22 protein-coding genes are annotated in these 26866 nt (G+C 64.8%); 12 read left to right on the plus strand and 10 right to left on the minus strand.

The window, feature by feature from the left end:
- The first annotated feature begins 147 nt into the window (after positions 1-147).
- The 9 genes from PI87_RS15055 (at position 148) to PI87_RS15095 (ending at position 12126) form a co-directional block, all read left to right on the plus strand.
- Positions 148-1470, plus strand: coding sequence for an MFS transporter (locus tag PI87_RS15055; RefSeq protein WP_039598510.1), 1323 nt, complete (start codon positions 148-150; stop codon positions 1468-1470).
- 13 nt (positions 1471-1483) lie between these two features.
- Positions 1484-4039 carry a nitrite reductase large subunit NirB gene (gene nirB, locus PI87_RS15060; RefSeq protein WP_084209978.1) on the plus strand — a complete coding sequence of 852 codons (2556 nt, stop codon included), beginning with the start codon at positions 1484-1486 and terminating at the stop codon, positions 4037-4039.
- 24 nt (positions 4040-4063) lie between these two features.
- Complete coding sequence (gene nirD / locus PI87_RS15065) at positions 4064-4402, plus strand: nitrite reductase small subunit NirD (protein ID WP_039598511.1); 339 nt, start codon at positions 4064-4066, stop codon at positions 4400-4402.
- 2 nt (positions 4403-4404) lie between these two features.
- Positions 4405-5634 carry an NAD(P)/FAD-dependent oxidoreductase gene (locus tag PI87_RS15070; RefSeq protein WP_052321552.1) on the plus strand — a complete coding sequence of 410 codons (1230 nt, stop codon included), beginning with the start codon at positions 4405-4407 and terminating at the stop codon, positions 5632-5634.
- Between the two features lie 284 nt (positions 5635-5918).
- The gene (locus PI87_RS15075; RefSeq protein WP_039598512.1) at positions 5919-8666 is read left to right on the plus strand and encodes a nitrate reductase; all 2748 of its coding nucleotides are present in this window, start codon (positions 5919-5921) and stop codon (positions 8664-8666) included.
- Between the two features lie 76 nt (positions 8667-8742).
- On the plus strand, positions 8743-9090 hold the full coding sequence (locus tag PI87_RS15080) for a YkgJ family cysteine cluster protein (protein WP_039598513.1): 348 nt from the start codon (positions 8743-8745) through the stop codon (positions 9088-9090).
- A 44-nt stretch (positions 9091-9134) separates the two neighbouring features.
- The gene (locus tag PI87_RS15085; RefSeq protein ID WP_039598514.1) at positions 9135-9941 is read left to right on the plus strand and encodes a fused MFS/spermidine synthase; all 807 of its coding nucleotides are present in this window, start codon (positions 9135-9137) and stop codon (positions 9939-9941) included.
- Positions 9942-10114: 173 nt separating this feature from the next.
- A complete protein-coding gene (locus tag PI87_RS15090) occupies positions 10115-10747 on the plus strand; it encodes a DUF2239 family protein (RefSeq protein ID WP_039598515.1) in 633 nt (210 codons plus the stop codon).
- Entirely contained in the window at positions 10744-12126 is a 1383-nt protein-coding gene (locus tag PI87_RS15095; protein WP_039598516.1) for an MATE family efflux transporter, read from the plus strand. The genes PI87_RS15090 and PI87_RS15095 overlap by 4 nt, the downstream gene beginning before the upstream one ends.
- A 22-nt stretch (positions 12127-12148) precedes the next feature.
- On the opposite strand, the gene PI87_RS15100 is transcribed toward PI87_RS15095, so the two are convergent.
- The 7 genes from PI87_RS15100 to PI87_RS15130 form a co-directional block, all read right to left on the minus strand.
- Positions 12149-12490, minus strand: a complete 342-nt coding sequence (locus PI87_RS15100) for a Rieske (2Fe-2S) protein (RefSeq protein WP_198139563.1) — start codon at positions 12488-12490, stop codon at positions 12149-12151.
- On the minus strand, positions 12477-13049 hold the full coding sequence (locus tag PI87_RS15105; RefSeq protein ID WP_039598517.1) for an RBBP9/YdeN family alpha/beta hydrolase: 573 nt from the start codon (positions 13047-13049) through the stop codon (positions 12477-12479). Before PI87_RS15105 ends, PI87_RS15100 begins: the two co-directional genes overlap by 14 nt.
- Before the next feature lie 106 nt (positions 13050-13155).
- Complete coding sequence (locus PI87_RS15110; protein ID WP_039598518.1) at positions 13156-14298, minus strand: porin; 1143 nt, start codon at positions 14296-14298, stop codon at positions 13156-13158.
- 70 nt (positions 14299-14368) lie between these two features.
- On the minus strand, positions 14369-15217 hold the full coding sequence (locus tag PI87_RS15115) for a TauD/TfdA dioxygenase family protein (protein WP_039598519.1): 849 nt from the start codon (positions 15215-15217) through the stop codon (positions 14369-14371).
- A 9-nt stretch (positions 15218-15226) separates the two neighbouring features.
- A complete protein-coding gene (locus tag PI87_RS15120) occupies positions 15227-16207 on the minus strand; it encodes a quinone oxidoreductase family protein (RefSeq protein ID WP_039598520.1) in 981 nt (326 codons plus the stop codon).
- Positions 16208-16349: 142 nt separating this feature from the next.
- Positions 16350-17690: an MFS transporter gene (locus PI87_RS15125; protein WP_039598521.1), complete on the minus strand. Its 1341-nt coding sequence runs from the start codon at positions 17688-17690 to the stop codon at positions 16350-16352.
- A 72-nt stretch (positions 17691-17762) separates the two neighbouring features.
- Positions 17763-18818, minus strand: coding sequence for a 3-keto-5-aminohexanoate cleavage protein (locus tag PI87_RS15130; protein WP_039598522.1), 1056 nt, complete (start codon positions 18816-18818; stop codon positions 17763-17765).
- A 143-nt stretch (positions 18819-18961) separates the two neighbouring features.
- On the opposite strand from PI87_RS15130, the gene PI87_RS15135 reads away from it, so the two are divergent.
- On the plus strand, positions 18962-19969 hold the full coding sequence (locus PI87_RS15135) for an AraC family transcriptional regulator (protein ID WP_039598523.1): 1008 nt from the start codon (positions 18962-18964) through the stop codon (positions 19967-19969).
- Between the two features lie 2 nt (positions 19970-19971).
- Here the strand turns inward: PI87_RS15135 and PI87_RS15140 are convergent, their stop codons facing one another.
- Both PI87_RS15140 and cls read right to left on the minus strand, forming a co-directional pair.
- Positions 19972-21234, minus strand: coding sequence for an MFS transporter (locus PI87_RS15140; RefSeq protein WP_039598524.1), 1263 nt, complete (start codon positions 21232-21234; stop codon positions 19972-19974).
- 98 nt (positions 21235-21332) lie between these two features.
- Positions 21333-22769, minus strand: coding sequence for a cardiolipin synthase (gene cls, locus PI87_RS15145; RefSeq protein ID WP_039598525.1), 1437 nt, complete (start codon positions 22767-22769; stop codon positions 21333-21335).
- 188 nt (positions 22770-22957) lie between these two features.
- On the opposite strand from cls, the gene PI87_RS15150 reads away from it, so the two are divergent.
- Complete coding sequence (locus PI87_RS15150) at positions 22958-24688, plus strand: phospholipase D family protein (RefSeq protein WP_039598526.1); 1731 nt, start codon at positions 22958-22960, stop codon at positions 24686-24688.
- An 88-nt stretch (positions 24689-24776) separates the two neighbouring features.
- On the opposite strand, the gene PI87_RS15155 is transcribed toward PI87_RS15150, so the two are convergent.
- Complete coding sequence (locus PI87_RS15155; RefSeq protein ID WP_039598527.1) at positions 24777-24917, minus strand: entericidin A/B family lipoprotein; 141 nt, start codon at positions 24915-24917, stop codon at positions 24777-24779.
- Between the two features lie 314 nt (positions 24918-25231).
- Here PI87_RS15155 and PI87_RS15160 point away from each other — a divergent pair, with 314 nt between their 5' ends.
- On the plus strand, positions 25232-26800 hold the full coding sequence (locus tag PI87_RS15160; protein WP_039598528.1) for a methyl-accepting chemotaxis protein: 1569 nt from the start codon (positions 25232-25234) through the stop codon (positions 26798-26800).
- Positions 26801-26866: the final 66 nt, after the last annotated feature.

Genomic DNA, 26866 nt, shown 5'->3' on the forward strand with positions numbered 1-26866 from the left:
AGCACCATTGCGCGGGTCAATGGCGATTCGCGCTCTTCGTGGTGAAGGCCCTGGTGCTCAGGGCTATTTGGACAACGGCGTCCCAGAACCCGGCAATACCAGCCCGGTTCTCGGGCGCCTTTCTTTTTTTCGGAAGCGGGATTCGACATGACCGGCAAAGCCACCCGAATCGATCTGTTCAGCCTGCGCACGCCGCAGATGCGCGCGTTTCATCTGACGTGGCTCGCGTTCTTCGTGTGTTTTTACGCATGGTTTGCCTGCGCGCCGCTCATGCCGGTGCTCAAGGGCGAGTTCCACCTCACGCCCGGGCAGATCGCCAATATCAACATCGCCGCGGTGGCGGTGACGATTCTGGTGCGGCTGCTGGTCGGCCCGCTGTGTGACCGCTTTGGCCCGCGCAAGACCTATACCGGGTTGCTGGTGCTCGGCGCCATTCCCGTGCTGGGCGTGGCAACGGCGCAGAGCTACGAGGCCTTCCTGTTCTTCCGTCTGGCGATTGGCGCGATCGGGGCGAGCTTCGTGATCACGCAGTACCACACGTCGGTGATGTTCGCGCCGAATGTGGTGGGCACGGCCAACGCCGCAGCCGCCGGTTGGGGCAACGCAGGCGGTGGTGTGGCGCAGGGCACGATGCCGCTGCTGCTGACGGCCATCGTGATGATGGGTGTGACGCAGAGCATGGGCTGGCGCCTCGCTATGGTGGTGCCGGGCGTGGCCATGCTGATCGTTGCAGCGCTCTACTGGCGCTATACGCAGGACTGCCCGGAAGGCAATTTCGACGCGCTGCGCGCCGCAGGCAAGACCATGGACGGTGGCAAGAAGGGTGGCTGGGGCAGCTTCGTGACGGCCGCCGGCAACTACCGCGTGTGGCTGCTGTTCATCACCTACGGTGCGTGTTTTGGCGTGGAGATCTTCATCCACAACATCGCTGTCACCTACTACGTCGACCACTTTGGCCTGTCGCTGTCGGCGGCCGGCATGGCTGCGGCCAGCTTCGGTTTGCTGGCGCTGTTTGCCCGTGCGCTGGGCGGCATCGTGTCAGACCGCGTGGCAGCCAAGCGCGGCCTGGATGCCCGCACCCAACTGCTGTGCGTGCTGATGCTGGGCGAGGGCCTGGGCCTGTTCGGTTTTGCCCACGCTGGCAGCGTGACGGTGGCCATTCTGGCCATGCTCGGTTTCGGCCTGTTCACCCACATGGCGTGCGGCGCGACGTATGCACTGGTGCCGTTCATCGACCGCCGTGCACTGGGCGGCGTGGCCGGCATCATCGGCGCGGGCGGCAACGCTGGTGCAGTGGCGGCGGGCTTCCTGCTCAAGGGCATGGCCGATACGCAAGCCACGCTGTCCATCCTCGGCGTGCTGGTGGCGCTGTCCGCCATCTGCGCCGTGGCCGTGCGCTTCTCGGCTGAACACAAGGCGCGTGAACAAGCGCTGTACGACAACACGCTGGCCGCTGCTGGCGGCGCTTGAGGAGAACATCACCATGACCATGAAGATCGTTGTCATCGGCCACGGAATGGTGGGCCATAAGTTCTTGGAAAGCCTGTTGCATGCGCCGGGCCACCATCTGCAGGTGACGGTGCTGTGCGAAGAGCCACGCCCTGCGTACGACCGCGTGCATCTGTCGGAATTCTTCACGGGCAAGACGGCGGAAGACCTCTCGCTGGTGGCGCCGGGCTTCTTCGACCGCGATGACGTGGTGCTCAAGCTCAACGCGCGTGCCACCGCCATCGACACGGTGGCCAAGGTGGTGACGGCATCCACCGGCGAGGTGCTGCCGTATGACAAGCTGGTGATCGCCTCCGGCTCGTCGCCGTTCGTGCCGCCGGTGCCGGGCAAGGACCGGAAGGACTGCTTTGTCTACCGCACCATCGAAGACCTCGAAGCGATGGCCGAGTGCGGCCAGCGCGCTAAGACCGGCGTGGTCATCGGCGGCGGCCTGCTGGGCCTGGAATGCGCCAAGGCCCTGCGTGACATGCACCTGCAAACGCACGTCGTCGAGTTTGCCGGCCGCCTGATGGCCATGCAGGTGGACGACGGCGGCGGCCGCATGCTGCGCCGGAAGATTGAAGACTTGGGCGTGACTGTCCATACGCAAAAGAACACGGTGGAAATCGTCGATGGTGAAGACGGCACGCACCGTCTGAACTTTGCCGACGGCACGCACCTGGACGCCGACATGGTCGTCTTCTCCGCCGGCATTCGCCCGCGCGATGAACTGGCACGCGCCTGCGGCCTGGAAGTGGGCGAGCGCGGCGGCATCGTGATCGACTCCGAGTGCCGCACCTCCGCGCCGGACGTGTATGCCATTGGCGAGTGCGCACTGTGGGGCGGCAAGGTTTATGGCCTGGTGGCGCCGGGCTACGAGATGGCGCGCATCACCGCCAAGCAAATCCTGGCTGCCGATGGCGAATCCACCTTCACCGGCGCTGACATGAGCACCAAGCTCAAGCTGATGGGCGTAGACGTGGCCAGCCTGGGCGATGCGCAAGGCACGACGCCGGGCAGCCGCAGCGTGCTGTTCACCGACGAGCGCAAGCAGATCTACAAGAAGCTGGTGCTGTCGGAAGACGGCAAGTACCTGCTGGGTGGTGTGCTGGTGGGCGACGCGACCGAGTACGGCACGCTGCTGCAGATGATGCTCAACCGCATCGAGCTGCCCGAGGCACCGGAATTCCTGATCCTGCCGCAAGCCGATGGCAATGCTCGCCCGGCGCTGGGCGTGGATGCGCTGCCCGACAGCGCACAAATCTGCTCGTGCAATGACGTGTCGAAGGGGGCACTGTGCCAGGCCGTGTGCGGCGGCGCTACCACCGTGGGCGCGCTCAAGGATGCGACGAAGGCCGGCACCTCATGCGGCGGTTGCGTGCCGCTGATGACGCAGGTGATGAAGGCCGAAATGAAGAAGCAAGGCCTGGCCGTCAACAACCACCTCTGCGAGCACTTCCCGTATTCGCGTCAGGAGCTGTATCACCTGGTGCGCGTGGGCCGCATCCAGTCGTTCGAGGCGCTGCTGGAAGCGCATGGCCACGGCATGGGCTGCGACATCTGCAAGCCAGCGGTGGCGAGCATCCTGGCCTCGTGCTGGAACGACTTCGTGCTCAAGAAAGAGCACGCCAGCCTGCAGGATTCCAACGACTACTTCCTTGCCAACATTCAAAAGGACGGTACGTACTCCGTCGTGCCGCGCATGCCGGGCGGTGAGGTGTCCGCAGACGGCCTGATCGCCGTGGGCCAGGTCGCCAAGAAGTACGGCCTGTACACCAAGATCACCGGCGGCCAGCGTGTCGATCTGTTTGGCGCGCGCCTGGAGCAACTGCCGTTGATCTGGGAAGAGCTGATCGCCGCCGGCTTCGAGTCGGGTCATGCCTATGGCAAGTCGCTGCGTACGGTGAAGTCGTGCGTGGGCTCCACGTGGTGCCGTTACGGCGTGGGCGATTCGGTGGGTTTTGCGGTGGCGCTGGAGAACCGCTACAAGGGCCTGCGTTCACCGCACAAGCTGAAATTTGGCGTGTCGGGCTGCACGCGCGAATGCGCCGAGGCACAAGGCAAGGACGTGGGCATCATCGCCACCGAGAAGGGCTGGAACCTGTACGTGTGCGGCAACGGCGGCATGAAGCCCCGCCATGCCGAACTGCTGGCAGCGGACCTCGATCAAGACACGCTCATCAAGTACGTCGACCGCTTCCTGATGTTCTACGTGCGCACGGCCGACCGCCTGCAACGCACCAGCACCTGGCGCGACAACCTGGAAGGTGGCCTTGATTACCTGAAGGATGTGGTCATCAACGACAAGCTGGGCATCGTGGCCGAACTGGAAACCGAGATGCAGCACGTGGTCGACACCTACCAGGACGAATGGAAGACCGCCGTGACCAACCCCGAGGTACGCAAGCGCTTCCGCCACTTCGTCAACAGCGACGCGAAGGATGCGAACGTCGTCTTCGTTGAAGAACGCGGCCAGATTCGCCCCGCCACGCCGGATGAGCGTAGCAAGACCCGTCCGGTCCGCATTCCCGTTGTTGCTGAAGCTGCCTGACCCCCGACCCAGAAGGAGATCACCATGCAAGCCAATCACTGGACCCCCATCTGCGCCCTGGACGACATCGTGCTCAACACCGGCGTGTGCGCGCTGGTGGGCGATGAGCAGGTCGCCGTGTTCCATGTGGGCGGGAGCTCGCCGCAGCACGTCTACGCCATCGCCAACTACGACCCGAACTCCGATGCAGCTGTGCTCTCGCGCGGGCTGGTTGGCAGCCTGGGCGAACGCATCGTCGTTGCCTCGCCGATCTACAAGCAGCACTTTGATCTAGCGACGGGCGAATGTCTGGAGGCGCCTGCCAACTCGGTGCATGCCTACGCCACCAAGGTCGAGAACGGCACCATCTGGGTGGGGGCGTAAGCATGACTTCCATCGTGCGCCCCAAGCTGGTCGTCATCGGCAACGGCATGGCCGGCATGCGCACGGTCGAAGAGCTGCTCAAGCTGGCGCCGGACCTGTACGACATCACCGTGTTTGGCGAAGAGCCCCACGGCAACTACAACCGCATCCTCCTCTCGCCGGTGCTGGCGGGGGAGAAGCAGGTCGACGACATCATGCTGAACACGCGTGAGTGGTACGACCAGCACCACATCACGCTGCATGCGGGTGACCCGGTGGTCGCCATCGACCGCCCGCGCCGCACGCTGCGCTCGCGCGACGGCGTGGAGATGCAATACGACCGCCTGCTGATCGCCACCGGCTCGCGCCCGTTCATCCTGCCGGTGCCCGGGCACATGCTGCCGGGCGTGATTGCCTTTCGCGACATTCAGGACGTAGAGACGATGCTGGAGGCCGCGCGCAACCATCGGCACGCGGTGGTCATCGGTGGTGGCCTGCTGGGGCTGGAGGCCGCCAACGGCCTGATGCGCCAGGGCATGGACGTGACCGTGGTGCACCTGCCTGACACGCTGATGGAGCGCCAGCTCGACAAGCCCGCCGCCACGCTGCTGCAGAAGGCGCTGGAGGCCAAGGGCCTGCGCTTCCTGCTCGGTGCGCATACGGCCGAACTGCTCGGCACGGATCGCGTGACTGCCATCCGCTTCAAGGATGGCTCCGAGATCCCCGCAGACCTCGTCGTCATGACGGCCGGTGTGCGCCCGAACATTGAACTGGCCAAGGCGGCCGGCCTGCACTGCGAGCGCGCCATCATCGTCGACGACACCCTGCAGACCTACGATCCGCGCATCTACGCCGTAGGCGAATGCGTGCAGCACCGTAGCGCGACGTTTGGCCTCGTCGCGCCCATCTGGGATCAGGCTCGCGTGTGCGCCGCACACCTGGCCGGCGCAGGCCACCGCCGCTACATCCAGCAGGCCACGGCGACCAAGCTGAAAGTGACAGGCGTGGACCTGTACTCCGCAGGGGATTTCATCGGCGGTGACGGCACCGAAGACATCGTGCTGCGCGACCCGCGCCGCGGTGTGTACAAGCGCCTTGTGCTGAAGGAAGACCGCGTTGTCGGCGCAGTGTTGTACGGCGACGTTGTCGACGGCCCGTGGTATTTCGACCTGATCCAGCGCCAGACCCCCATCACGCCGATCCGCCAACGCCTGTTGTTCGGCCGCGCGCTGTGCGAAGCGGAGGCCGCGTGATTGACCAAGGAACAACCCGGCGCCAACACACGCGCCCAGATGGTTTGGCCGTTCCTGCCCTTGATGGCGCCTTGAATTTTCGTAAGCGGGCGGAAGAAAGACGGGGAACTGTCTGAGCGCAGCGAGTTTTCCCCGTCTCCGCCCGGTTACGAAAATTCAAGGGATGGGTCGCCATCTCGGGCGCGCCTTTCTTTGCTTACTTTCTTTGGCAAGACAAAGAAAGTGAGTCAGCCCCGGCAGGGGATGAAACAAGGGATGCACCACACACGTACAGCAATACAGAGATGACGATGACGACCATCCCCATCCTTCCGGCCACCAAAGCGGTGCGCACCACCTGCCCCTACTGCGGCGTCGGCTGCGGCGTGCTGGCGACCCCACAAGCGGATGGCAGCGTCGACATCAAAGGCGACCCCATCCACCCGTCCAACGCAGGGCGCCTATGCGTGAAGGGCTCGGCGCTAGGCGAGACGGTCAGCCTCGACGGCCGCCTGCTGTATCCCGCCATGCGCGAGCGCTCGCACGACGTAGATGCCAAGCCCGCACCATTGCACCGCGTCTCCTGGGACACCGCCCTCGACACCGTCGCCCAAGGCTTCCGCCGCATCGTCGACGAACACGGCCCCGATTCCGTCGCACTCTACGTCTCCGGCCAGTTGCTGACCGAGGACTACTACGTTGCCAATAAGCTCATGAAGGGCTTCATTGGCACGGCCAACATCGACACCAACTCGCGGCTATGCATGTCATCGGCCGTAGCGGGGCACAAGCGCGCGTTTGGCGAAGACCTCGTGCCCGTCTGCTACGACGATCTGGAAGCGGCAGACCTGATCGTGCTGGTAGGCTCCAACACCGCGTGGTGCCACCCGATCCTGTTCCAGCGCATCGTGCGTGCCAAGGAAGCGCGGCCTGAGATGAAGGTGGTGGTGGTCGACCCGCGCCACACGGCCACGTGCGAGCTGGCAGACCTGCACCTGCCCATCAAGCCCGGCACGGACGTGTGGTTGTTCAACGGCCTGCTGTCGTTCCTCTCGCGGCGTGGCGTGGTGGACCGCAACTTCGTCACCCTGCATACCAACGGCCCCGACGCCGCGCTGGAAGCCGCCGGCACCGAGAGCGACGACGTCGAAGCCGTGGCTCGCGCCTGCAAGCTCAAGCTCGACGACCTGCTCACGTTCTACAGCTGGTTTGCGGATACCGAGCGCACCATCACCGCGTTCTCGATGGGCGTCAACCAATCGACAGCGGGCACCGACAAGGTCAACAGCATCATCAACTGCCACCTGCTCACGGGTCGCATCGGCCGTGCGGGTATGGGGCCGTTCTCAATCACCGGCCAGCCGAATGCGATGGGTGGGCGCGAAGTGGGCGGCCTTGCCAACATGCTGGCCGCGCACATGGAGCTGAATGAGCCATCTCATCGCGAGCTGGTGCAGACGTTCTGGAACGCCCCGCGCATGGCTGACAAGGTGGGCCTGAAGGCGGTGGACCTGTTTGAAGCCGTTGAAGACGGGCGCGTGAAGGCCGTGTGGATCATGGGTACCAACCCTGTGGTCAGCCTGCCCGATGCCGATCAGGCGCGTCGTGCGCTCGCCAAGTGCGAACTGGTCGTCGCCTCCGACATCGTGGAGGCCACCGACACCACCGTACTGGCCGACATTCTGCTGCCGGCACTCGGCTGGGGTGAGAAAGACGGCACGGTGACGAACTCCGAGCGCCGCATCTCGCGCCAGCGCGCCTTCCTGCCCGCCCCCGGCGAGGCCCGCGCCGACTGGCACATCATCGCCGACGTGGCTCGCCGCATGGGCTGCGACGGCTTCGACTTCAAAAGCCCGCGCGACGTGTTTGACGAGCATGCGCGCCTGTCCGCTTACGCCAACGACGCAGGTGGTGTGCGCCGTGCGTTCCACCTCGGCGGCCTAACGGGGCTCGACACGGATGCCTACAACGACATGGCGCCCGTACAGTGGCCAGTCGCCATGCCGGACAGCAGTGAAGCGCGCCTCTTCAGCGATGGCCGCTTCGCCCATGCCGATGGCCGCGCGCGCTTCGTGCCGACGTCGGCCCGCGCGCCCGCACACAAGGCGGACGGCGAATACCCGCTCATCCTCAACACTGGCCGCGTGCGTGACCAGTGGCACACCATGACGCGCACCGGCCGCGCGCCCAAGCTGGCGGATCACGTGCCCGAACCGTTTGTTGATCTGCATCCGCACGATGCGCTGCTGGCCGGTGTGCGCGAAGGCAACCTGGCGCGCGTGTCGTCGCGCTGGGGCAGTGTGGTGGCACGCGTGCGCATGAGCGGCGGCATCGCGCGTGGCAGCGTGTTTGTGCCGATCCACTGGAACGGGCAGTTCGCCTCTGATGCGCGCGTGGGTGCGGTCGTCAATCCGGTGGTTGACCCGGTTTCGGGCGAGCCCGAGTTCAAGCACACGCCGGTGATGGTCGAGCCGTTTGATGTGGCGTGGCACGGCTTCGTGCTCTCGCGCCGCGCACTGGACACCGATGACGCGACGTGGTGGACGCGCATCCAGGGCAAGCAGTTCGTGCGTTACGAACTGGCGGGGCGCCAGCAGATTGGCTCGGTGCGCGACTGGGCGCGTCAACTGCTCGGCGTGACTGACCCGCATGCCGATTGGCTGGAATACGAAGACACCACCGCGCGCGTCTATCGCGCCGTGCATGTGGTGGATGACCGCATCGAGGCCTGCGTGTTTCTCTCACCACGGCCGGAACTGCCGTCGCGCAACTGGCTGGCAGGGTTGTTCGCGCAGGCGCGCCTGGAAGACCTCGACCGCGCGGGCGTGCTGCTCGGTCAGCCAATCGAGGCCGGTGCCGATGTGGGGCCGACCGTGTGCTCGTGCTTTGGCGTCGGCCGCAACACCATCTGTGATGCCATCCGCACCAAGGGTCTGCAATCGACGGGCGAGATCACGGCCTGCCTGAAAGCCGGTGGCAATTGCGGCTCGTGCGTGCCGGAACTCAAGCGGCTGCTGGTGGAGGCGCGGGTGCCGACCGAAGAGGCGGCGTGACGGCGTGGCACCAGACGGTACCGAACGGAGCGACGCCGTATCATCGCGTCTGGTCGAGTGCCGGAGACGTTCATCCATGCATAGTCAAAAGATCCGATTTTTTCGCTCACGCATCCCCGCATTTGAGTGCGTCCCCGGCTGTCACGACTGCTGTGGCCCGGTGATGGCCTCAACAGAAGAGATGTCGAGGCTTCCCGTCAAGAGCGATGCCGAGCACGACGCGGCATTGGACAACCTGAGCTGCCCGCATCTGGGTGCCAAGGGCTGCTCGGTGTATCTGGAGCGCCCCTTGATCTGCCGCTTGTTTGGCACGACGCCCAGGCTTGCCTGTCCGCGCGGAAAGCGGCCGGACCAGATGATCAATCCGGACGTTGAACAGCAGATTCAGCACTTCTTTGTCGAAACACGTCATGTACTGGTCTGAGAGCGTGAACCAGTTCTGACGGCCTCACCCATTAAAATGGGCGGATGGACGCTTTCGACCCCCTCCTTGATACCGACCTGCCATTCCCTGAAGACGCCGACGATGGGGTGCCCATGGTGCTGGAGTCGGGCCACATTGTGTCGCTCCAATTCGATGAATCCGCGATACAGAGCCTCATGTTCCGTCACGCGCCCAACAAGCTGGTGCTCGGCTATACCCGGACGATGATGAGCTTTTTGCTCCTGCAGCCGGCGCCGGCTCGGATCTCGATCATCGGCTTGGGTGGCGGATCGCTGGCCAAATATTGTTACCACCATCTTCCCGAGACTCACGTCGCGGCCATTGAGATTGATCCGGCAGTGATCGCCCTGCGCGATGCGTTCCAGATTCCGCCGGATGACAGCCGCTTCGAAGTGATCTGCGCGGATGGCGTGGAGTACGTCAAAGGCCGGGAGGCGCACCCGGATGTCATTCTGGTAGACGGCTTCCTGGCGTGCGGTATGCCCGCGCAACTCGGTACGGCGGACTTCTATGCGGCGTGTCGCGCGCGGCTTGCCGACAACGGTGTGCTGGTCGCCAATTTTCTGGAAACCGACCCCGATATTCCCTTCTACCTGGACGAAGTCCGTTCGGTCTTTGGCGAGTCGTTCTCCATCTGGCTCTCCGAGGATGGCGGCAACTACACGCTGTTGGCCTGGAAGGGGAAGCTTCCGTCGTCCAACACGTTGCTCACGCGCGCCCGGAGTCTGGAGGCCGAGCACGCGCTGGAGTTGTGCTCGGCAGCGCGTCACCTGAAACAGCGCGAGCGGCCCGTGTTGGATCGCAAGTTCTGGCAAACGCGGGCGAACTGACCGGCTGGCTAACGAGGGCGAGTCAGTCGGGTCGACTACGACCGGGCTGGGGAAACGAACCTTGTCGCAGGGGACGTAGCTCTTGTCCGGTGCCAACAAATTCCACCCGGGTAATATTGACGTCAAATTAAATCCGGGTAGAATCGGCTCCTTTGTTTGATTGGAGCCTGTTCATGCATCCCGCATCGGTTGTGACCTGTACGGCGTTTGCCGGCGCGCGGCGCGTTGCCGCCGGCCCGCTGCGTGACGTTGCGCAAGCGGTCAAAGCCTACGTCGACCACCATGCCGATGCTGCCGTGCTCGTCTTTGACGATGCCACCAGTGATGTGGTCGAGCTCGACCTGCGTGGCTCGGTTGGTGATGTGCTGGCGCGGCTTCTCGTCCAATCCGTTCCCGAGATCCCCGAAGAACCGGCACCGCCGCGCGGCCCTGGCCGCCCGAAGCTGGGCGTAACTGCGCGCGAGGTGACGTTGCTGCCACGTCATTGGGAATGGCTCGCCTCGCAGCCAGGCGGGGCGTCGGTAACGCTGCGCAAGCTCGTGGAAGCCGCACGCCGTGCGACCGAAGCACGCGATCGTCAGCGTGCGGCAACCGATGTCGCGTATGGTTTCCTGTCGGCCATGGCGGGCAACGCGCCTGCCTATGAAGATGCGTTGCGCGCGCTGTTTGCCGGCGATGCCGAACGCTTTACCGCTTGCACCGAACATTGGCCTGTCGACGTGCGCGACCATGCGCGCGGGCTGGCGCAGCGCGCCTTTGCTGCAGCGGCCACCTCCATACAAGAAGAAGGACAACAAACCGTATGAGTACCCCCCAATCCCATCCCGCTGCAGCGCGTCCGCTGTGGCGGACGTTCGTGTCGTTTCTCGGGCCGCTGATTCTCGCCAACATCCTGCAATCGTTGTCGGGCACGCTCAACAACGTCTACGTCGGGCACATGCTGGGCGTGAAGGCGCTGGGCGCGGTATCGGCGTTCTTCCCGATCCTGTTCTTCTTCATCGCTTTCATCATCGGGCTGGGCTCGGGGGCTGCGGTGTTGATCGGGCAGGCGTGGGGCGCCAAGAAACCTGAGGCGGTGAAGACCGTGGCGGGCACCACGCTGTCGGTCGGTTTTGCCGTGGGCCTGGCGGTGGCGTTGCTGGGCGGCCCGTTTGCGCAGGCGCTGTTGCGCTGGCTCGGCACGCCGGCCGACATCTTGCAGGACGCCACGCTCTACGCGAGCGTCATGCTCTACGCAATGCCGGGCCTGTTCGTGTACCTGCTCGCCACGGCGATGATGCGCGGCGTAGGTGACACGCGCACGCCGCTGCGCACGCTGGCGTTGTCTACATCGATCGGGCTGGTCTTGACCCCGACGTTCATTCGCGGCTGGTTCGGTTTGCCGCAACTGGGCGTGGCCAGCGGTGCGGTGGCCACCATCATCTCGTTCACGATTGCACTGATCTGGTTGGCGTTCTTCCTGCGCCGCCGTAACCATCCGCTCGCGCCGGATGCGGTGCTGGCGCGGCATCTGTGGGTCGACTTTGGCGTGCTCAGGACGGTCCTGAAGATCGGCGTGCCGACCGGCGTGCAGCTTGTGGTGATCTCGATTGCAGAGCTGGCGCTGCTGTCGTTCGTCAACAGCTTCGGGTCGGACGCCACCGCCGCCTACGGCGCCGGCACGCAGATCATCAGCTACGTGCAGTTCCCGGCCATGTCGATTGCCATTACGGCGTCGATCCTGGGGGCGCAGGCCATCGGCTCGGGCAATACGGACCGGCTCGATGCCATCACCCGTACCGGGCTCATGCTCAACGTGGCCATCACCGGGTTGCTGGTGGTGCTCGCGCTGCTGTTCTCGCGCTCTGTGATTGGCTGGTTCACCTCCAACACCGAAGTGATGAGCCTGGCTCAGAGCCTGTTGCATATCTCGCTGTGGAGTTCGGTCATCTTCGGCATGGCGAGCGTGTTCTCGGGCGTGATGCGCGCCAGTGGCACGGTCATGGCACCCACGGCCATCTCCATCATCGCCATTGCGGCGGTGGAGGTGCCGGTGGCGTGGATGTTGAGCCGCCATATCGGTACCGATGGCATCTGGGCGGCGTACCCCGCTGCGTTCATCGCCATGTTCGTGATGCAGGGCGCGTACTACGGCCTGGTGTGGCGCCGCCGCGCGCAACGCTTCGGTATCCGCCGGATGGTGTGATGCCACACTCGCCGCACCGCTGTTATGCAGTGGGCGGCGGGTCCTCCAGCTTTACGGTCAGCATGCCGTCGGCAGCGCTGACCGGAAAGCGCTTCAGGCACAGCGCTGCTGTGTCGCTCGCGGCCAGATCGAAGCGCAGCCCGTGCGCCGGACATTGCAGTCGCGTGCCCTCCAGCTTTCCATTGGCCAGCGATGCCCCTTGATGCGGGCACGTGTTGTCGATGGCGTAGACCGTGCCATCAATGTTGAACAGCACGAGGCTGCGGCCATCCACAAATACGAGCCTGCGCTGACCCGGTGACAGTTCTGCCACGGGAATCGACACGGTGCGCGGCAGGCTGCCCGCTGATTCAGCGCAGGGCATCGATGAGTGCATGTGCTTCCGGCCACGGCCCAAAACCGGCTGCCGGGTTCAAGTGTCCGACGTCTCCCAGATCGACCAGCCGGCTGCCCCAATCGGCCGCCATGCCTGCAGTGCGTTCATACGACGCCAGCGGGTCGTTGCGGCTGGCCGCGACGATGCTCGGAAACGGCAGCGGACGGCGCGGGCAGGGTAGCCAAGCGTTCTTCTGCAGCACGTCGTGCGTCGGATACCCTGACGGCAACGGCGTGTCGAGGTCAGCCGGCGTTGCGAGCAGTGCGCCGAGAATGCTGCGCGCATGACGCCGTGCCCAATGCACGGTGATCATCACTCCCGCGCTGTGTGCCACCAGAATCACGGGCCCATCAATGGCGGAGATCGCCTTGTCCAGCGCCGCCACGCGCGCCGCGCAACTGAGCTTGTCGGCTTCCAGTGGTGGCACCGAGTCAGCCTTGTGTCCCTTGGCTTGCAGTGCGGCTTGTAGCAGCGTCTGCCAATGCTTGGCGACGTGGTCCCGCAGGCCGGGCACCATGAGGATCGTCGGAGTGGTTTGAGATTGCATGGGCGAAGAACGGAAGCTTGCAAAAAAGCGAGGAGGTTGCCCTCCTCGAACGCCGACCGGGGAGACGGCCCAAAAAGCGGTAGCCGCCTCCCGTGGTGTTGACTGCTCAGAATTTGTGGCGGATGCCGACTGCCACGCCAACCATGCTGGTCTTGCCGGTGGCTAGGCCATAGCCGGTGGCGTTGAGATCCACCGTGGCCTGGTCCAGCGCCAGGCCGGCGTTGCGCGCGTAAGCGGTAGTCAGGTACAGGTCAGTGCGCTTGGAGAACGTGTAGTCGGCAATGAAGGCCACCTGCCACGGATTGGGTTGTGTGGACGGCGCGCTGTTGATCGTTTTGATCTTCTGGTACGAGTACTCCAGCGACAGCGTCGTCGCGTTGGTTGCTTGGTAGTTCACGCCGGCCCAGTAGTAGTCGTCACGCAGGGCCACGCTGCCGTTGGCGTTCTTGTTCTGGCCCCAGCGGTAGCCGCCCATGATCTTGACGACATCGCCAAACAGGTAGCTGCCCGCGATGGCTGCCTTGCGCACGGTGCCTGAACTGAATGCACCGCCGCCCAGCGACACACTCGGGTTGTACTGGTCAAAGACCAGCGTCGCGCCAATCGGGCCGGCTGAATACGCCACGCCTGTGCCATAGCCGCTGTCGCGCCGGCCCTGGCCGGGGACCTCGCCGTTGCCGCCGCCGGTTGGGTTGGCACTTGGTGCGCCGGTGCCGAAGGAGTAGTGCGCCTGTGCCGTGACCGGGCCGAAGGTGCCCGTGTACATGGCGGTGTTGTCCGAGCGGAAGTTGACGCCCGTCTGCACGGCAGCGGGTTCGTACTGGGTGGAGTACGCCATCGGCTCGAAGTTGGCCAGCAACTGGAACAGCGTCGTGTACTGGCGGCCGAAGGTGAACTGGCCCACCGTGCTGCTTTTCAGACCGACGTACGCCTGACGTCCGAACAGGCGGCCACCTTGCTGCGATTGCCCGGTGTCGCTCGCAAAGCCGCTCTCCAGCACGAAGAGCGCGCTCAGGCCACCGCCCAGGTCTTCCACGCCGCGCAGGCCCCAGCGCGAGCCGGACAGACCGCCGCTCTGCATGGACACGCGGTTGCCTGAACTGCCGGGTGTGGCGCCCGGCAGGTTGGTGGCGTACTCGATGTTGGTATCCACCACGCCATACAGCGTCACGCTTGATTGCGCATAGGCCGCGCCGGCGCAGGCCAGCAGAGCGATCGGTGCGATGGGGGCGATGTGCTTGCTCTTCATGTTGCAGGGTCTCCTCTTTTGGTGTGGTCGCCGCTGGGTGCATTGGGTGTGCCAAGTGCCCCGGCGGTCGTTAGAGCGGCTTGCTGCCGATGATCCCGGCGCGCTCCATCTTCCGGTGGCACGGCGGGTAATCCATGACCGCGTAGTGTTGCGTGGCGGTGTTGTCCCAGATGGCGACGCTGTTGGGTTTCCAGCGCCAGCGCACCTGGTATTCGGGGATGTAGGCCTGGCTGATCAGGTAGCGCAGCAGCTCTGCCGCGCCGCCCGTGGCGTCCTGCCCGTAGCGCACGCGTGCCGGCGTGTGGTAGTTGGTGAAGTGCGTGGTGAAGCCGTTCACGTACAGCACTTTCTCGCCGGTCTCGGGGTGCGTGCGTACCACGGGGTGCTCCGGATCGGGGTACTGCGCCTTGAGTGCGAGGCGCTTCTCGATCGGCATGGCGGCGCCAAAGCTGGCTTCGATGCTGTGGCGCGCGCGCAGGTCGGCAATCTCGTGCTTCACGTTGTCGGGCAGCTTGTCATAGGCGAGTGCCATGTTGGCCCACATGGTGTCGCCGCCCACGGGCGGGCATTCCACGCAACGCAACACGGCCCCGAACTGCGGCGCCTCGCGCCATGTGGTGTCGGAATGCCAGCAGTTTTCGTAACGGTCGTTCGGGTGCTCGGGTGTCTTGTAGATGCGCACGAGGCCGGGGTGCTCCGGGTCGCTGCCGGCCACGGGGTGGTCTTCCAGATCGCCAAAGCGGCGGGCGAAGGCAACGTGTTCCGCACGGCTTAGCGCCTGATCACGCAGGAAGATGACGCGGTGCTTGAGCAGTGCGGCGCGGATCTCCGCAAACAGGTCGTCGCTTTGCACGGCATCGGCCAGTTGCACGCCAATCAATTCAGCGCCGAGCGCGTTGGACAGTGGTTCGACACGCATGACGGCACCTCAGATGACGAAGACGGACGAGCCCGTCGTCTTGCGTGCTTCGAGATCGCGGTGCGCCTGCACGGCTTCTTCCAATGCGTAGCGCTGGTGGATCTCGATCTGGATGCGGCCGGCTGCCACGTGGTCGAACAGTTCGCCGGCCAGTTCGGCTTTCTCAGCCGGATCGGCAATGTAGTCCGCCAGCGCCGGGCGTGTCATGTAGAGCGAGCCCTTCATCGCCAGCAGTTGCGGATTGAACGGGGGGATCGGGCCTGATGCCGTGCCCACGCACACCATCAGTCCGCGCCGCTTGAGTGAATCGAGCGAGGCCTCGAAGGTGCTCTTGCCCACGCTGTCCAACACCACGTTCACGCCCACGCCGTCGGTCAGCTCGCGCACGCGCTTGGCGACGTCCTCATGCGCGTAGTTGATGACGTGGTCGCAGCCATGCGCGCGGGCGACGTCCGCCTTGGCTTCGCTCGACACCGTGCCGATCACTGTGAGCCCAAGCAGCTTGGCCCATTGCGAGACGATCAACCCCACGCCGCCCGCGGCCGCGTGCAGCAGGACGGTGTCGCCCTTGGCAAACGGATAGATGCGGCGCAGCAGGTAGGCCGAGGTCAGGCCGCGCATGGTCATGGCGGCGGCGGTTTCGCAGGCAATGGCATCCGGCAGCTTGATGAGCGGCGCGGCGGGAATCAGGCGCTCGGTGCTGTAGGCGCCCAGCGTGTTGATGAAGCCGGTGTAGGTCACGCGGTCGCCTACGGCAACGTTGGTCACGTCGTTGCCCACAGCTTCGACAATGCCTGCAGCTTCAACGCCCATGCCGGCCGGGCGCGGTACCGGGTAGAGGCCGGAACGGAAGTACGTGTCGGCAAAATTGAGGCCCACGGCTTCGTGGCGCAGGCGGACCTGGCCGGGGCCAGGCTGGCCGACTTCAACCGTCTCGCAACGCAAGACTTCGGGGCCACCGGTTTCATGAAAGCGGACTGCAGTTGCCATGTGTGTCTCCTGGTTTTTCTCAGATGTTTGGGGTGCGCGCCGCCCGCACGGCTCGCTGTGCGAGTCGCGGTCAAAGCGGAGAGGGAGTGGGTTGCCTTGGGAGGCGGCGCGCGTTAAGTGGAACTCAAGCGGAATCAGGCCGTTATGCAGAGGCCACGGCAGTTGGGGTGGCGGTGGGCGCTGCGTCCAGCGATACGTTGGCCACGCGTTTCAGCTCAGCCTCATAGCTGCGTGCGGCCAGCAGGAAGCAGCCCGCTGCAACCACACCGAAGAGCGGCATGACGGCCAGCGCGGTTTGCAGGCCCCACGCATCGGACATGGCGCCACCCACGAACGGGCCGATCGCCAGGCCGAAAAGATTCTGGAACAGCGACAGCACCGCCGCCCCAGTCGAACGCACACCCGGATGCACTACGTCGAACACCACACTGGAAGCCGGCGCCACCGTGCACGTCATGAGAAAACCGCCAACGGCAATCAGCAGGAACTGCTGGTTGGGCGGCATGGCCGTGCCGAAGGCCGTCACGAACACCAGCAGCGTCACGATGGCCAGGCCAGCCACCGCAATCAGCCGGTTGCGCTGACGGCGTGCCGCCACTATATCGGCCACCACGCCCCACACGAACGCGCCCAGCGCACCGCACAGCACCACCAGCGCAGCCTGCATGGCTGCACGCTCCGGCGGTGTGCCGTGGTAGCGGTTCAGATAGCTCGGAAGCCACGACCAGATGGTCGATACGACGATCAGCTGGAACGCCGCGCCCAGGCAAGTCCACCACAGCGTGCGCGAACCAGTGAGCGCGCCAGCGACGCGCTGCAGGAGCGTGCCGGCGGACTGCCGCGTCTGCGTGCTGCCCGGTGTCATCGCCACCGTCTTGTAGTCCGGCACGAACACGTAGAGCAGCGCCAGCAGCAACCCCGGCACGCCCACCACACCAAAGGCTGCTTGCCAGCCCCAGCGTGCGGCAATCACGCCGCCCAGCAGTACGCCCAGCACCGAACCCACCGACGCCGCCGCAAAGAAAGCGCCCATCAACGTGGCACGCAGACGCTTGGGGAAGAGGCTGGCGATGAGTGCTGCGCCCACCGAGCCGTAGCCGGTTTCGCCCACGCCCACGATGGCGCGTGCGGTGAACAGTTGCCCGTAGTTGCGCGTGAACATGCAGGAGATGGTTGCCAGACTCCAGACGGTCGCCATGATGACGATGCTCTTGACGCGGCTGAAGCGGTCGGCCAGCAGCGCCACCGGCAAGCCGCCCACTGCCACCACGATCGAGATGACGGAGACCAGCGCGCCGAGTTGTTTGTCCGACAGCGCCCAGGCCGTTTTCAGATGCGGGAACAGCGACACGATGACTTGCCGGTCGATGTAGTCGAACAGCATCAGCGCAAAGGTCATTGCAAACGCAAACCATGCCTGGGGGCGGCTGACAAGGTAGTCGTCGTGGTGGTCTGTGCGCGGGTCGGCGGCATGCAGATTCATGGTTGTCTCCGAGTGGCGGCGCTTGCGTTGAGCGCCGCCTGTGTTGGGCCCAGTGAAAGTGCGTCTTCTAGTTTAGGCCGCGCGCAGCGGCAGGTTCTTGACGTTCGGCGCGCGGTTGGGGGCCATGCCGTGGGCTGCCAGCGTTTCCTCGGCGCTGTCATACCAGGTGCCGATGCGGTAGATCTGGCGTGCCTCCTTGCCACTGGCGATTTCGCGCCCCAACTCCTTGGCCACGCGCACGCATTGCTCGATCTGCTGCACCGAGGTCATGCGGTTGCCGTGCTGGTCGATGATGGTGTCTTCAATGCCGCAGCGCGGATGCAGGCCCATTGCCATGGCCATCATGTTGAACGGCAGCACGTTCTTGAGCAGCGACTCCGCCGTCAGCGTGCAGCCGTCCGGTGCACGGTGGATGAAGTTGAAGAAGTTGAATGGGTTGGGGCCGTCAAAACCGCCACCAATGCCGATCCACGTGAGATTGAGCGGACCCTTGTAGAGGCCCTTGCGCACCAGGCGCTCCAGCGTCTCCATCGCATGGATGCCGGTGAGCTGGAAGTGCGGCTGCACGCCGGCGGCCTGCAGGCGGCGCAGGTGTTCTTCCAGCCATTGCGGGCCAGCCGGCACGGTCATTTCGCGATAGGCCTGCTGTAGCGCGGGGTGTGACAGGGAGGTGCCTTCCAGGTATTCCGGATACAGCAGCTCCATGATGTTCATCTGCGTCGTGTTGATGGCCATCGTCACCTGATCAGGCGTTGGGGTCAGGTCGGCCAGCATATGGCGCGTGTCATCCGACAGCCACTTGGCAGCTTGCCCCTCGTCTTCCGGCGCAAACGAGATCGAGCCGCCCACCTGGATGATCATGTCGGGTACTGCGGCGCGCACACCCGCAATCAGCTCGTTGAATTTCGACAGCCGCTTGGAGCCCTTGCCGTCCAGCTCGCGCACGTGCAGGTGCAGCACGGTGGCGCCGGCGTTGTAGCAATCCACGGCCTTCTGCACCTGTTCTTCCATCGTCACCGGGATGTCTTCCGGAAAATCCTCCGGCATCCATTCCGGGCCGTACGGCGCAACGGTAATGACAACCTTGTCCTGGTTCTCGGGGTGCAGCGAATCGTCGAGGAATTGCATGTCGGGCGCTCCTGTAGGGGATGTCTCTGGTGGACTTCACTATAGGGAAGCGGTAAGTTTGAATTTCTCATTTGGCGCCAAGTTTTTCTCTTTATGCGCCATTCCGTGTAAACACCAAGGCAGTTCGACAACGGCGGAAATCCATGGAAACGATGGTGCGTGCCCGGTCGCTTAACGGCTACTTTCAGGTCGTGCGGCGGCTCGGCTTCAACCCGCAGGAGGTCTTACGGCAGGTGGGGCTCGATCCGGCCAAGCTAGCCGATCCAGAGTTGCCTGTGCCCGTGGTGGCAACCTGTCAGTTGATGGAGATCACCGCCGCCGCCGCGCCGTGTCCGACGCTTGGTTTGCAGATGGCCGAGGCGCGGCAAGAGTTGGATTTCGGTGTGCTCGGGTTGCTGCTCGCGCATAAGCGCACGCTGCGCGAGGCGCTGCAGGCCATCATCCAATACCGTCATCTTCTCAACGAGGCGCTGGCGATCTCCTTGGAGTCGGATGGCGACATGGTCGTCATTCGCGAGGAGGTCATCACCGAGACGCCGGTGCCGCTGCGCCAGGCCAATGAGCTGGCGGTGGGCGTGCTGGCCCGGGTGTGCAGCGCGCTGCTGGGCACGCACTGGAAGCCGCGCGGCATTCACTTCACGCACGCGGCACCAGCCGATGCCAGCCTGCATCGCCGTGTGTTCGGCTGCGCAATCGTGTTCAATGCGGATTTCAACGGCATCGTCTGCGCGGCGGCCGATCTGGAGACGCCCAACCCCGCTGCCGATCCGGCGCTCGTACGCTATGCGGAAAGCCTGGCGGAGCCGCTCAACGTGTCGGGCCCAGATGCGGTGGTGCAGGAGGTGCGGCGCGCCGTGTATCTGCTGCTGCCGCTGGAGCGCGCCTCGGTGGAGCAGGTGGCGGAGCATCTGCACTTGAGTGCGCGCACCTTGCAGCGGCAGTTGGAGGCCGCAGGCGCGACGTTCTCCGAACTGGTGGAGGAAGTGCGCCACAACCTTGCTGTCCGCTACATGGCCAACCCGAGCTACCGGATCGGGCGCGTGGCTGCATTGCTTGGCTATACGCGGCAGGCGTCATTCACGCGCTGGTTCATCGCGCATTTTGGGATGACGCCGCGCGCGTGGCGCGATGCGCAAGCACAGACGCCATAGCGTCAGGTTGGGTTGAACGCGGTGTTGGTGTCGTGCGCTTTCGGCTGATGGGCTAACCGCACCGCAGGCGATTGCAGGATGCACAGCAGCTGCAGTGCAAAGCCCGCGAGCGCCATCAGCAGGCACGCACCGACACCCGCCTGCGCCGCGAGCCATGCGGCCAGCGCGGCGCCTACCGGTCGTGCGCCATACGACATCACATTCACGGCGGACACACGCGCCAGCAACGCAGGCGGCGTTACGGTCTGGCGCAGCGTCGTCGTGCTGACCACCCACAGAATCGGCCCGCTGCCGAGCAGGAAGAACCCCGCGTGCGCCAGCGCCGGCCACGGTTGCCAGAGCGTGGCCGCCAGCAGCGCACCGCCCATCAGACCGCACACAGGCCCCGTCGCCACAACGGTCCCGAAACGCCAGCGCGCTAGGATGCGTGCCGCCAACAGTGCGCCGATCACCATGCCTGCACCGTACATTCCCAGCGTCAGCCCAATCGCCTGCGCAGACAGCCCAAGCCGGTGCGCGGCATACGGCACGAAGATCGCGAGCACCATGAAAAAGGACATCGTGAAGAGGCACTGCGTGATGAACACAGGCCGCAGCAACGGGTGATGGAATACGAAGCGCGCGCCTTCGGCAATGTCCCGCAGCGGATGCGTCGTACGCCGTGCTGCAGGCACGGGTGAGGGCACACCCGCCAGCAGCGCAGCCGCCATTGCCGACAGTGCTGCTGCCAACACGAACGCGACCATGGCACCCGTCCAGCCGATCAGCGCGCCGCCAATGGCGGGCCCACACGCAAACGCTACGGTGCGCGCCAGTTCGATGCGCCCATTGGCCCGCGAGAGCATCGCAGGTGCCACCAATGACGGCACCAATGCCGGCGCGGCCACGCTGAACACCACCGTACCGCAGACAGCGACAAAGCCCAGCCAGCCGAGTGTCGCCAGGTTCAATCGCTCGGCCACCAGCAACCCCGCCACCACGAACAATGCCACCGCCCGCACGGCTTCCGCCCCCGCCATCAGCGTACGCTTTGGCCAGCGGTCCGCCAGCATGCCGACGGGAATGGCAAACAGCACGAACGGCAGCGTGAGCGCTACCTGCAGCCAGCTCGCGGTGCTGGCGTCGGCATGCAGGGTGAGCACCGCCACCATGGGCATGGCCGCCAGCGCAATCTGCTCGGCGGACTGCGCTGCAAGGTTGGAGCCCGCCAGCCGGTTGAAGCCGGAGGGCAGGCGGGTGATCGATGAATCAAGGGGGGCGGGCATCGCACGTCTCCTGAAGGCATAGGGCTTCAGGTTAGGGACGGCGATGCGTGGTGGCGCTCCGCTTCTTGCGGGCGAATTCTGGTGAGGGCGACGGGGCGCTACAGGATCGGCGCGAACAGCTTGGCCACGTGCATGATCACGCGGCGCGCGGGGTGGGCGCGTTCGTACTCGTCACGGCCGATGCGGGTAGCTTCGGCAAAGTCGGCTTCGAGCATGTGTGCGACATCGCTGGCGAAGCGCGGGTCGGCGGTCATGACCATCACCTCGAAGTTCAGGCGGAACGAGCGGTTGTCGAGATTGGCGCTGCCCACGGCGGCAGCGTCGTCGTCGATCAGCACGACCTTCTGGTGGAGGAAGCCTGGCAGGTAGCGGTAGATCTTCACGCCCGCGCGGATGGCCTGATGCGCATACAGCGTCGAAGCCAGGAACACCACGCGATGGTCCGGCCGCGACGGGATCAGGATGCGCACATCCACGCCACGCAGCACAGCCAGGCGCAGCGCTGCAAAGACGGCCTCGTCGGGAATGAAGTACGGCGTGGTGATCCACAGCCGCCTGCGTGCGGACTGGATGGCCTCCATGAAGAACAGCGAGCAGGTCTCTTGCTTGTCGGCCGGGCCGCTGGCGACCACCTGGCAGACCATGTCTTCCACCGGACGCTGTTCGGGCACGATCAGTTGCGGCACCTCTTTCGCAGCCCAGTACCAGTCTTCAGCAAAGGTGAGCTGCAGGTCCATGACCGCCGCACCGGCAATCTCGATATGGGTGTCGCGCCATGGCGAGAGCGGCGGCTTCTCGCCCAGGTATTCGTTGCCGACGTTGTGCCCGCCCACGTAGGCGCGCTCGCCGTCCACCACCACCAGCTTGCGGTGGTTGCGGAAGTTGAGCTGGAAGCGGTTGACGAAGCCCCCATGCGTGGCAAACGGCTTGGCATGGATGCCGCCATCGGTCAGGCGCTGCACGTAGCTGCGTGGCAGGGCATGGCAGCCGATGCTGTCGAACAGGAAGTACACGCGCACGCCGGCGCGGGCCCGCTCCAGCATCAGCTCTGCCAGGCGGCGGCCGAGTGTGTCGTCGTGCACGATGAAGAACTGCACGATCAGCACACGGCGCGCTTGGGCGATAGCGGCAAAGATGGCCTCGAAGGTTTCGGCACCGTTCACCAGCAGGCGGACGCGGTTGCGCGACAGGCACGGCATGCCCGTCAGGCGCGGCAGGGCCTGCATGCTGGCATGCTGCGGCGCGACCACGCTGGATTCATGGTCGCGCAGGCTGCGCCAATCGTCGGAGAGGGTGATCTCGCGCAGGCGGGCGTTGTGGAAGCGTCGGGCATCCACGTAGCCGGCAAACGTGCTGCGCCCGAAGATCAGATAGGGGATCAGCGTGAACTCGGGCAGCGTGACCAGCGAGATGGCCCAGGCGATGGCGCCCTGCGAGGTACGCACGGTGAGCACCGCATGCATGGCCGCAAGCACGCCCACACAGTGCACGAGGAAGAGGAAGCTGGCAAAAAACGCGGTGGTACTGGTCGGCATTGAGGAGGGAGACGAAGGCTCGGCCCGGCACACGACGATGTGCGCATTCTGACACGCCCTGGGTGTCGTCGGACAAACACGGAGACGCGTTGTCCGGTCGCGGGCGTAGCGCAGTCTGGCAGGCACGCCGTATGCTGGTGTGCAGTTACCGTCCTGTCGATCCAGCGTAGCGAAACGCAACAAAGACCATGCAAGGCCGCTCCCACATCTCGAACACGCGCAGCTGCGCCTGGCTGATCAGCCTGGTTGCTGTGCTGCTGGCTGCCTGCGCCAGCCTGCCGGAGCAGGTTGAACGGCCCGTGACTACGGCACTGCCCAACGCGGCGACAGCCACGTCGCTCGGGCGCTTGGCACAGTCGAATGCTCCTTCCGGTGACGTCTCGGGCTTTCGGCTGATTCCGTCCGGTGAGGAGGCCTATGCCACGTTGCTCACGCTGGCCGACCGCGCAGAGCGCACGCTGGACCTACAGTACTTCATCATCGAAAGCGACAACACGGTGCGTGAGTTGATGCGCCATGTGCTGGCCGCTGCGGAGCGCGGCGTGCGCGTGCGTGTGCTGGTTGACGACCTGCACAGCGATGGCCGCGATCTGGCGTTCTTGCGGTTCTCGTCACATAAGAACATCGATGTGCGGCTGTTCAACCCGTTTCCCGGCGGCCGTATGTCGAACTTCACGCGCTACCTGAGCGGCGCCGCCGAGTTCCGCCGCGTCAACCGACGCATGCACAACAAGGCGTTCATTGCCGATAACGCGCTGGCTGTGACCGGTGGTCGCAACCTGGGCGCCGAGTATTTCACGCAGGACAAGACCACCAATTTCGTCGATCTGGATGTGCTGGCCGCAGGACCAGCGGTGCGGCAACTGTCAGCGGCGTTCGATGCGTACTGGAACAGCGAATTCGCCTACCCGGTGGAGGCGCTGGTGCCGGAGCGCAGCGACGCGCATCCGCCCGAACAGAAAGACGGGAACTACCCACCGCCCGTGACCGTGCCAGCCCGGCCGGCAGCACCGTTGCAGCGCATCGACGTGCCGACCGAGCCAATCGACATGGGATCCGCGTCCGGGCCGCAGGAATCGGCGCGGCGCATCACCGACCCCGAACAGCGGCGCTTGCTTAACCAGACGGATCTAGCGAGTACCACGCCGGTGGACCCACTGCCGTTGCGGCCTGCGCCGCGCGACTGGTTCCTGGCCGACCAGATTGCCCGTGGTCGCCTGCGGCTGGAGTGGGCGCCGGCAAAGGTGATCGTTGATCGCCCCGCCAAGGTGTCCGGCGACGATGTCGAACCCGGCGGCGAGCGTCTCGCCCAGACCTTGATGCACTTGGTTGATGAGGCTCAGCATGAGGTCATCCTGATTTCACCGTACTTTGTTCCGGGCACACGCGGGGTGACGGTGGCCGAGGGCTTGCACGACCGGGGCGTGCATCTGCGTGTGTTGACCAATTCGCTGGCCGCTACCGATGCACCCATTGTGCATGTGGGCTATGCCAAATATCGCGGCGCGCTCATCGATAGTGGTGCCGAACTGTATGAACTGCGTCCCACGCTGGGCGAGCGCCCGAAGGGTGTCGGCACCTTCCGCTCGGCGCAGGCGAGCCTGCATGTGAAGTCCGTCATTCTGGATCGCAGCGTGCTGTTCATGGGGTCGATGAACATTGACCCGCGCTCGATTGCGCTGAATACCGAAACGGGGCTGGTCATCCGCAGTCCCGTGCTGTCGCAGGCGGTCGCCAGGCTATTCGATGGTGCGGTTGGCAACAGCGCCTACCGCGTCACCAAGGTGAACGGCCAGTTGCGTTGGACCGCGCACGAAAACGGCAAGGAAGTTGTCGTCGACCACGAACCGGATGTCGGCTTTGGCCGTCGCATGTGGATTCAGATGCTGGCGCCGTTCACGCCGGAAGAATTGCTTTGAGAGGGGCGGGGGCGTCCGGAAAGAAAAAACGCCGCTGGGTGCGGCGTCTTTCAAGTCTGGCTGAGCAATCGCCTCGGCCAATCTCGCATTACATCTTTTGCTTCGTGTTGTCGGCGGCGTTCTCCAGCTTCTGACCACCCGACTGGATGTCCTTGCCCATGCCAGCCATCGTGTTGCAACCAGCCAGTACAGCGCAGCCCAGGGCCACCAGTGCAATCAGTTTCTTCATCTTGATCCCCTTGTGAGTAGTGCGGCCTACCGCGCAATCTTGCACGGTTTCGCGTGATTGCCCACCCGTCCGGTGGCGCAGACCGCATTTTAGTGCCACCCCACGCCCGTTGGGTGTGCCGGGCGCATCTTTTTGACAGTCTTGCGTATCACTTGCGGCGTATCCCGGACATTCGTGGGGGGAGTCTCTACTTCCGTCGGCCCCTGCCGTTAGGACATTTCAGGAGTGAAACGGGTGCCAACCAACCGGCGCGCCAACGCCGGAAAAAAGAGCACAAGACAGCGCCTGACGGCCAACCAGACGGGGGAATACATATGTGGAAGTGGATGGACACGAGCATTCGGACACGATTGACGATGCTGGTTGCGGTGTTTGCCGTGATGATCGCGGTGGTGGGCTTTGCGGGCATCTCCACGGGGCGGGCGACGAATGACGACCTGCGCGCCGTGTATCTGGAAGACGCCAAGGGGCTCGACCTGCTGGCCAAGGACACCATCAACCTGCTGTGGGCGCGTATTCACCTGACCAATTTTGATTCGGTGTCGTCTCCGGAAGAGCTGAAAAAGCTGCTGACCGACGCGCACACGATGGTCAACACGGCCAACGACGCGTGGGCCGAGTTCATGAAGCTGCCGATTCCCGATGCCGATCGCGCCCAACTGCAAGTTGCCGATGCCGCACGCACCAAGTTCGTGAAGACGGCGCTGGAGCCGGCCATTGCCGCGCTGGAGCGCAGTGATCTCACCACCTACCGCGAACTGAACACGACTCAGGTACCGAAGCTGTTTGTCGACTACGACACGGCGCTGGGGCCGCTGGTCGGGGCGCGCTTCAAATATGGCAAGACGCGCTTTGATAACTCGCAGTCGCGCTACACCATGAGCATCTGGATTTCCGGCGGCCTGCTGTTGGCGGCCCTGGTGCTGTCGGTGGTGGCGCGTGGCGTGTTGGGCCGTACCGTGGTGCGCCCGCTGGAGCGCGCCATCCAGGTGTTCGAGCGCATGGCCTCGGGCGACCTGGCTACACGCATGGAAGGGCAGACTGCTGCCGGTCGCCGCGATGAAACCGCACGTCTCATGCACGCGGTGTCCTCGATGCAGACGAGCCTGCAGCAGATCATCGGGCAGGTGCGCACGGGCTCGGACTCGATCGCCAGCGCCACCAAGCAGATCGCCGCCGGCAATGCGGACCTTTCGCAGCGCACGGAGCAGCAGGCCAGCTCGCTGGAGGAAACCGCTTCCAGCATGGAAGAGCTGACCAGCATCGTGAAGCAGAACGCCGACAACGCCCGTCAGGCCAGCACGCTGGCAGTCAATGCGTCGGACATCGCCGTCAAGGGCGGGGAAGTCGTCGGCCGCGTTATCGAGACGATGACGGGCATCAACGATAGCAGCAAGAAGATTGCCGACATCATCGGCGTGATCGAGGGCATTGCCTTCCAGACCAACATCCTCGCGCTCAATGCGGCGGTGGAAGCTGCGCGTGCTGGCGAGCAAGGCCGTGGCTTTGCCGTGGTGGCGGGTGAGGTACGCAGCCTCGCGCAACGCAGCGCCACGGCCGCCAAGGAGATCAAGGAGCTGATTGGCGATTCGGTGGGCCGCGTGCAGAACGGCTCCACGCTGGTGGCCGAAGCCGGAACGGTGATCGAAGAAGTGGTGATGGCCGTCAAGCGTGTGACCGACATCATGGGCGAGATTTCCGCCGCGTCGGAAGAGCAGAGCAGCGGTATCGAGCAAGTCAACCAGGCCGTCACGCAGATGGACCAGGTGACCCAGCAGAATGCGGCACTCGTGGAGCAGGCGGCGGCCGCTGCGGAATCGCTGGAGGAACAGGCGGAAGCACTGCGCAGCGCGGTGGCAGTCTTCCGCGTGCAGCACGCGTAAGCAGCGCGGCTTCAGCCTCCAATCCAACAACACGCCCTTCCGTATGTGCGGAAGGGCGTTTGTTTT

Origin of the sequence: Ralstonia sp. A12 (assembly GCF_000801955.1) — a bacterium.
GTDB lineage: Bacteria > Pseudomonadota > Gammaproteobacteria > Burkholderiales > Burkholderiaceae > Ralstonia.

Excerpts from the sequence above, each read along its gene's own strand:
- PI87_RS15055 (WP_039598510.1), top strand. The coding sequence starts at position 148 with ATGACCGGCAAAGCCACCCGAATCGATCTGTTCAGCCTGCGCACGCCG.
- nirB (WP_084209978.1), top strand. The coding sequence starts at position 1,484 with ATGACCATGAAGATCGTTGTCATCGGCCACGGAATGGTGGGCCATAAG.
- nirD (WP_039598511.1), top strand. The coding sequence starts at position 4,064 with ATGCAAGCCAATCACTGGACCCCCATCTGCGCCCTGGACGACATCGTG.
- PI87_RS15070 (WP_052321552.1), top strand. The coding sequence starts at position 4,405 with ATGACTTCCATCGTGCGCCCCAAGCTGGTCGTCATCGGCAACGGCATG.
- PI87_RS15075 (WP_039598512.1), top strand. The coding sequence starts at position 5,919 with ATGACGATGACGACCATCCCCATCCTTCCGGCCACCAAAGCGGTGCGC.
- PI87_RS15080 (WP_039598513.1), top strand. The coding sequence starts at position 8,743 with ATGCATAGTCAAAAGATCCGATTTTTTCGCTCACGCATCCCCGCATTT.
- PI87_RS15085 (WP_039598514.1), top strand. The coding sequence starts at position 9,135 with ATGGACGCTTTCGACCCCCTCCTTGATACCGACCTGCCATTCCCTGAA.
- PI87_RS15090 (WP_039598515.1), top strand. The coding sequence starts at position 10,115 with ATGCATCCCGCATCGGTTGTGACCTGTACGGCGTTTGCCGGCGCGCGG.
- PI87_RS15095 (WP_039598516.1), top strand. The coding sequence starts at position 10,744 with ATGAGTACCCCCCAATCCCATCCCGCTGCAGCGCGTCCGCTGTGGCGG.
- PI87_RS15100 (WP_198139563.1), bottom strand. The coding sequence starts at position 12,490 with ATGCCCTGCGCTGAATCAGCGGGCAGCCTGCCGCGCACCGTGTCGATT.
- PI87_RS15105 (WP_039598517.1), bottom strand. The coding sequence starts at position 13,049 with ATGCAATCTCAAACCACTCCGACGATCCTCATGGTGCCCGGCCTGCGG.
- PI87_RS15110 (WP_039598518.1), bottom strand. The coding sequence starts at position 14,298 with ATGAAGAGCAAGCACATCGCCCCCATCGCACCGATCGCTCTGCTGGCC.
- PI87_RS15115 (WP_039598519.1), bottom strand. The coding sequence starts at position 15,217 with ATGCGTGTCGAACCACTGTCCAACGCGCTCGGCGCTGAATTGATTGGC.
- PI87_RS15120 (WP_039598520.1), bottom strand. The coding sequence starts at position 16,207 with ATGGCAACTGCAGTCCGCTTTCATGAAACCGGTGGCCCCGAAGTCTTG.
- PI87_RS15125 (WP_039598521.1), bottom strand. The coding sequence starts at position 17,690 with ATGAATCTGCATGCCGCCGACCCGCGCACAGACCACCACGACGACTAC.
- PI87_RS15130 (WP_039598522.1), bottom strand. The coding sequence starts at position 18,818 with ATGCAATTCCTCGACGATTCGCTGCACCCCGAGAACCAGGACAAGGTT.
- PI87_RS15135 (WP_039598523.1), top strand. The coding sequence starts at position 18,962 with ATGGAAACGATGGTGCGTGCCCGGTCGCTTAACGGCTACTTTCAGGTC.
- PI87_RS15140 (WP_039598524.1), bottom strand. The coding sequence starts at position 21,234 with ATGCCCGCCCCCCTTGATTCATCGATCACCCGCCTGCCCTCCGGCTTC.
- cls (WP_039598525.1), bottom strand. The coding sequence starts at position 22,769 with ATGCCGACCAGTACCACCGCGTTTTTTGCCAGCTTCCTCTTCCTCGTG.
- PI87_RS15150 (WP_039598526.1), top strand. The coding sequence starts at position 22,958 with ATGCAAGGCCGCTCCCACATCTCGAACACGCGCAGCTGCGCCTGGCTG.
- PI87_RS15155 (WP_039598527.1), bottom strand. The coding sequence starts at position 24,917 with ATGAAGAAACTGATTGCACTGGTGGCCCTGGGCTGCGCTGTACTGGCT.
- PI87_RS15160 (WP_039598528.1), top strand. The coding sequence starts at position 25,232 with ATGTGGAAGTGGATGGACACGAGCATTCGGACACGATTGACGATGCTG.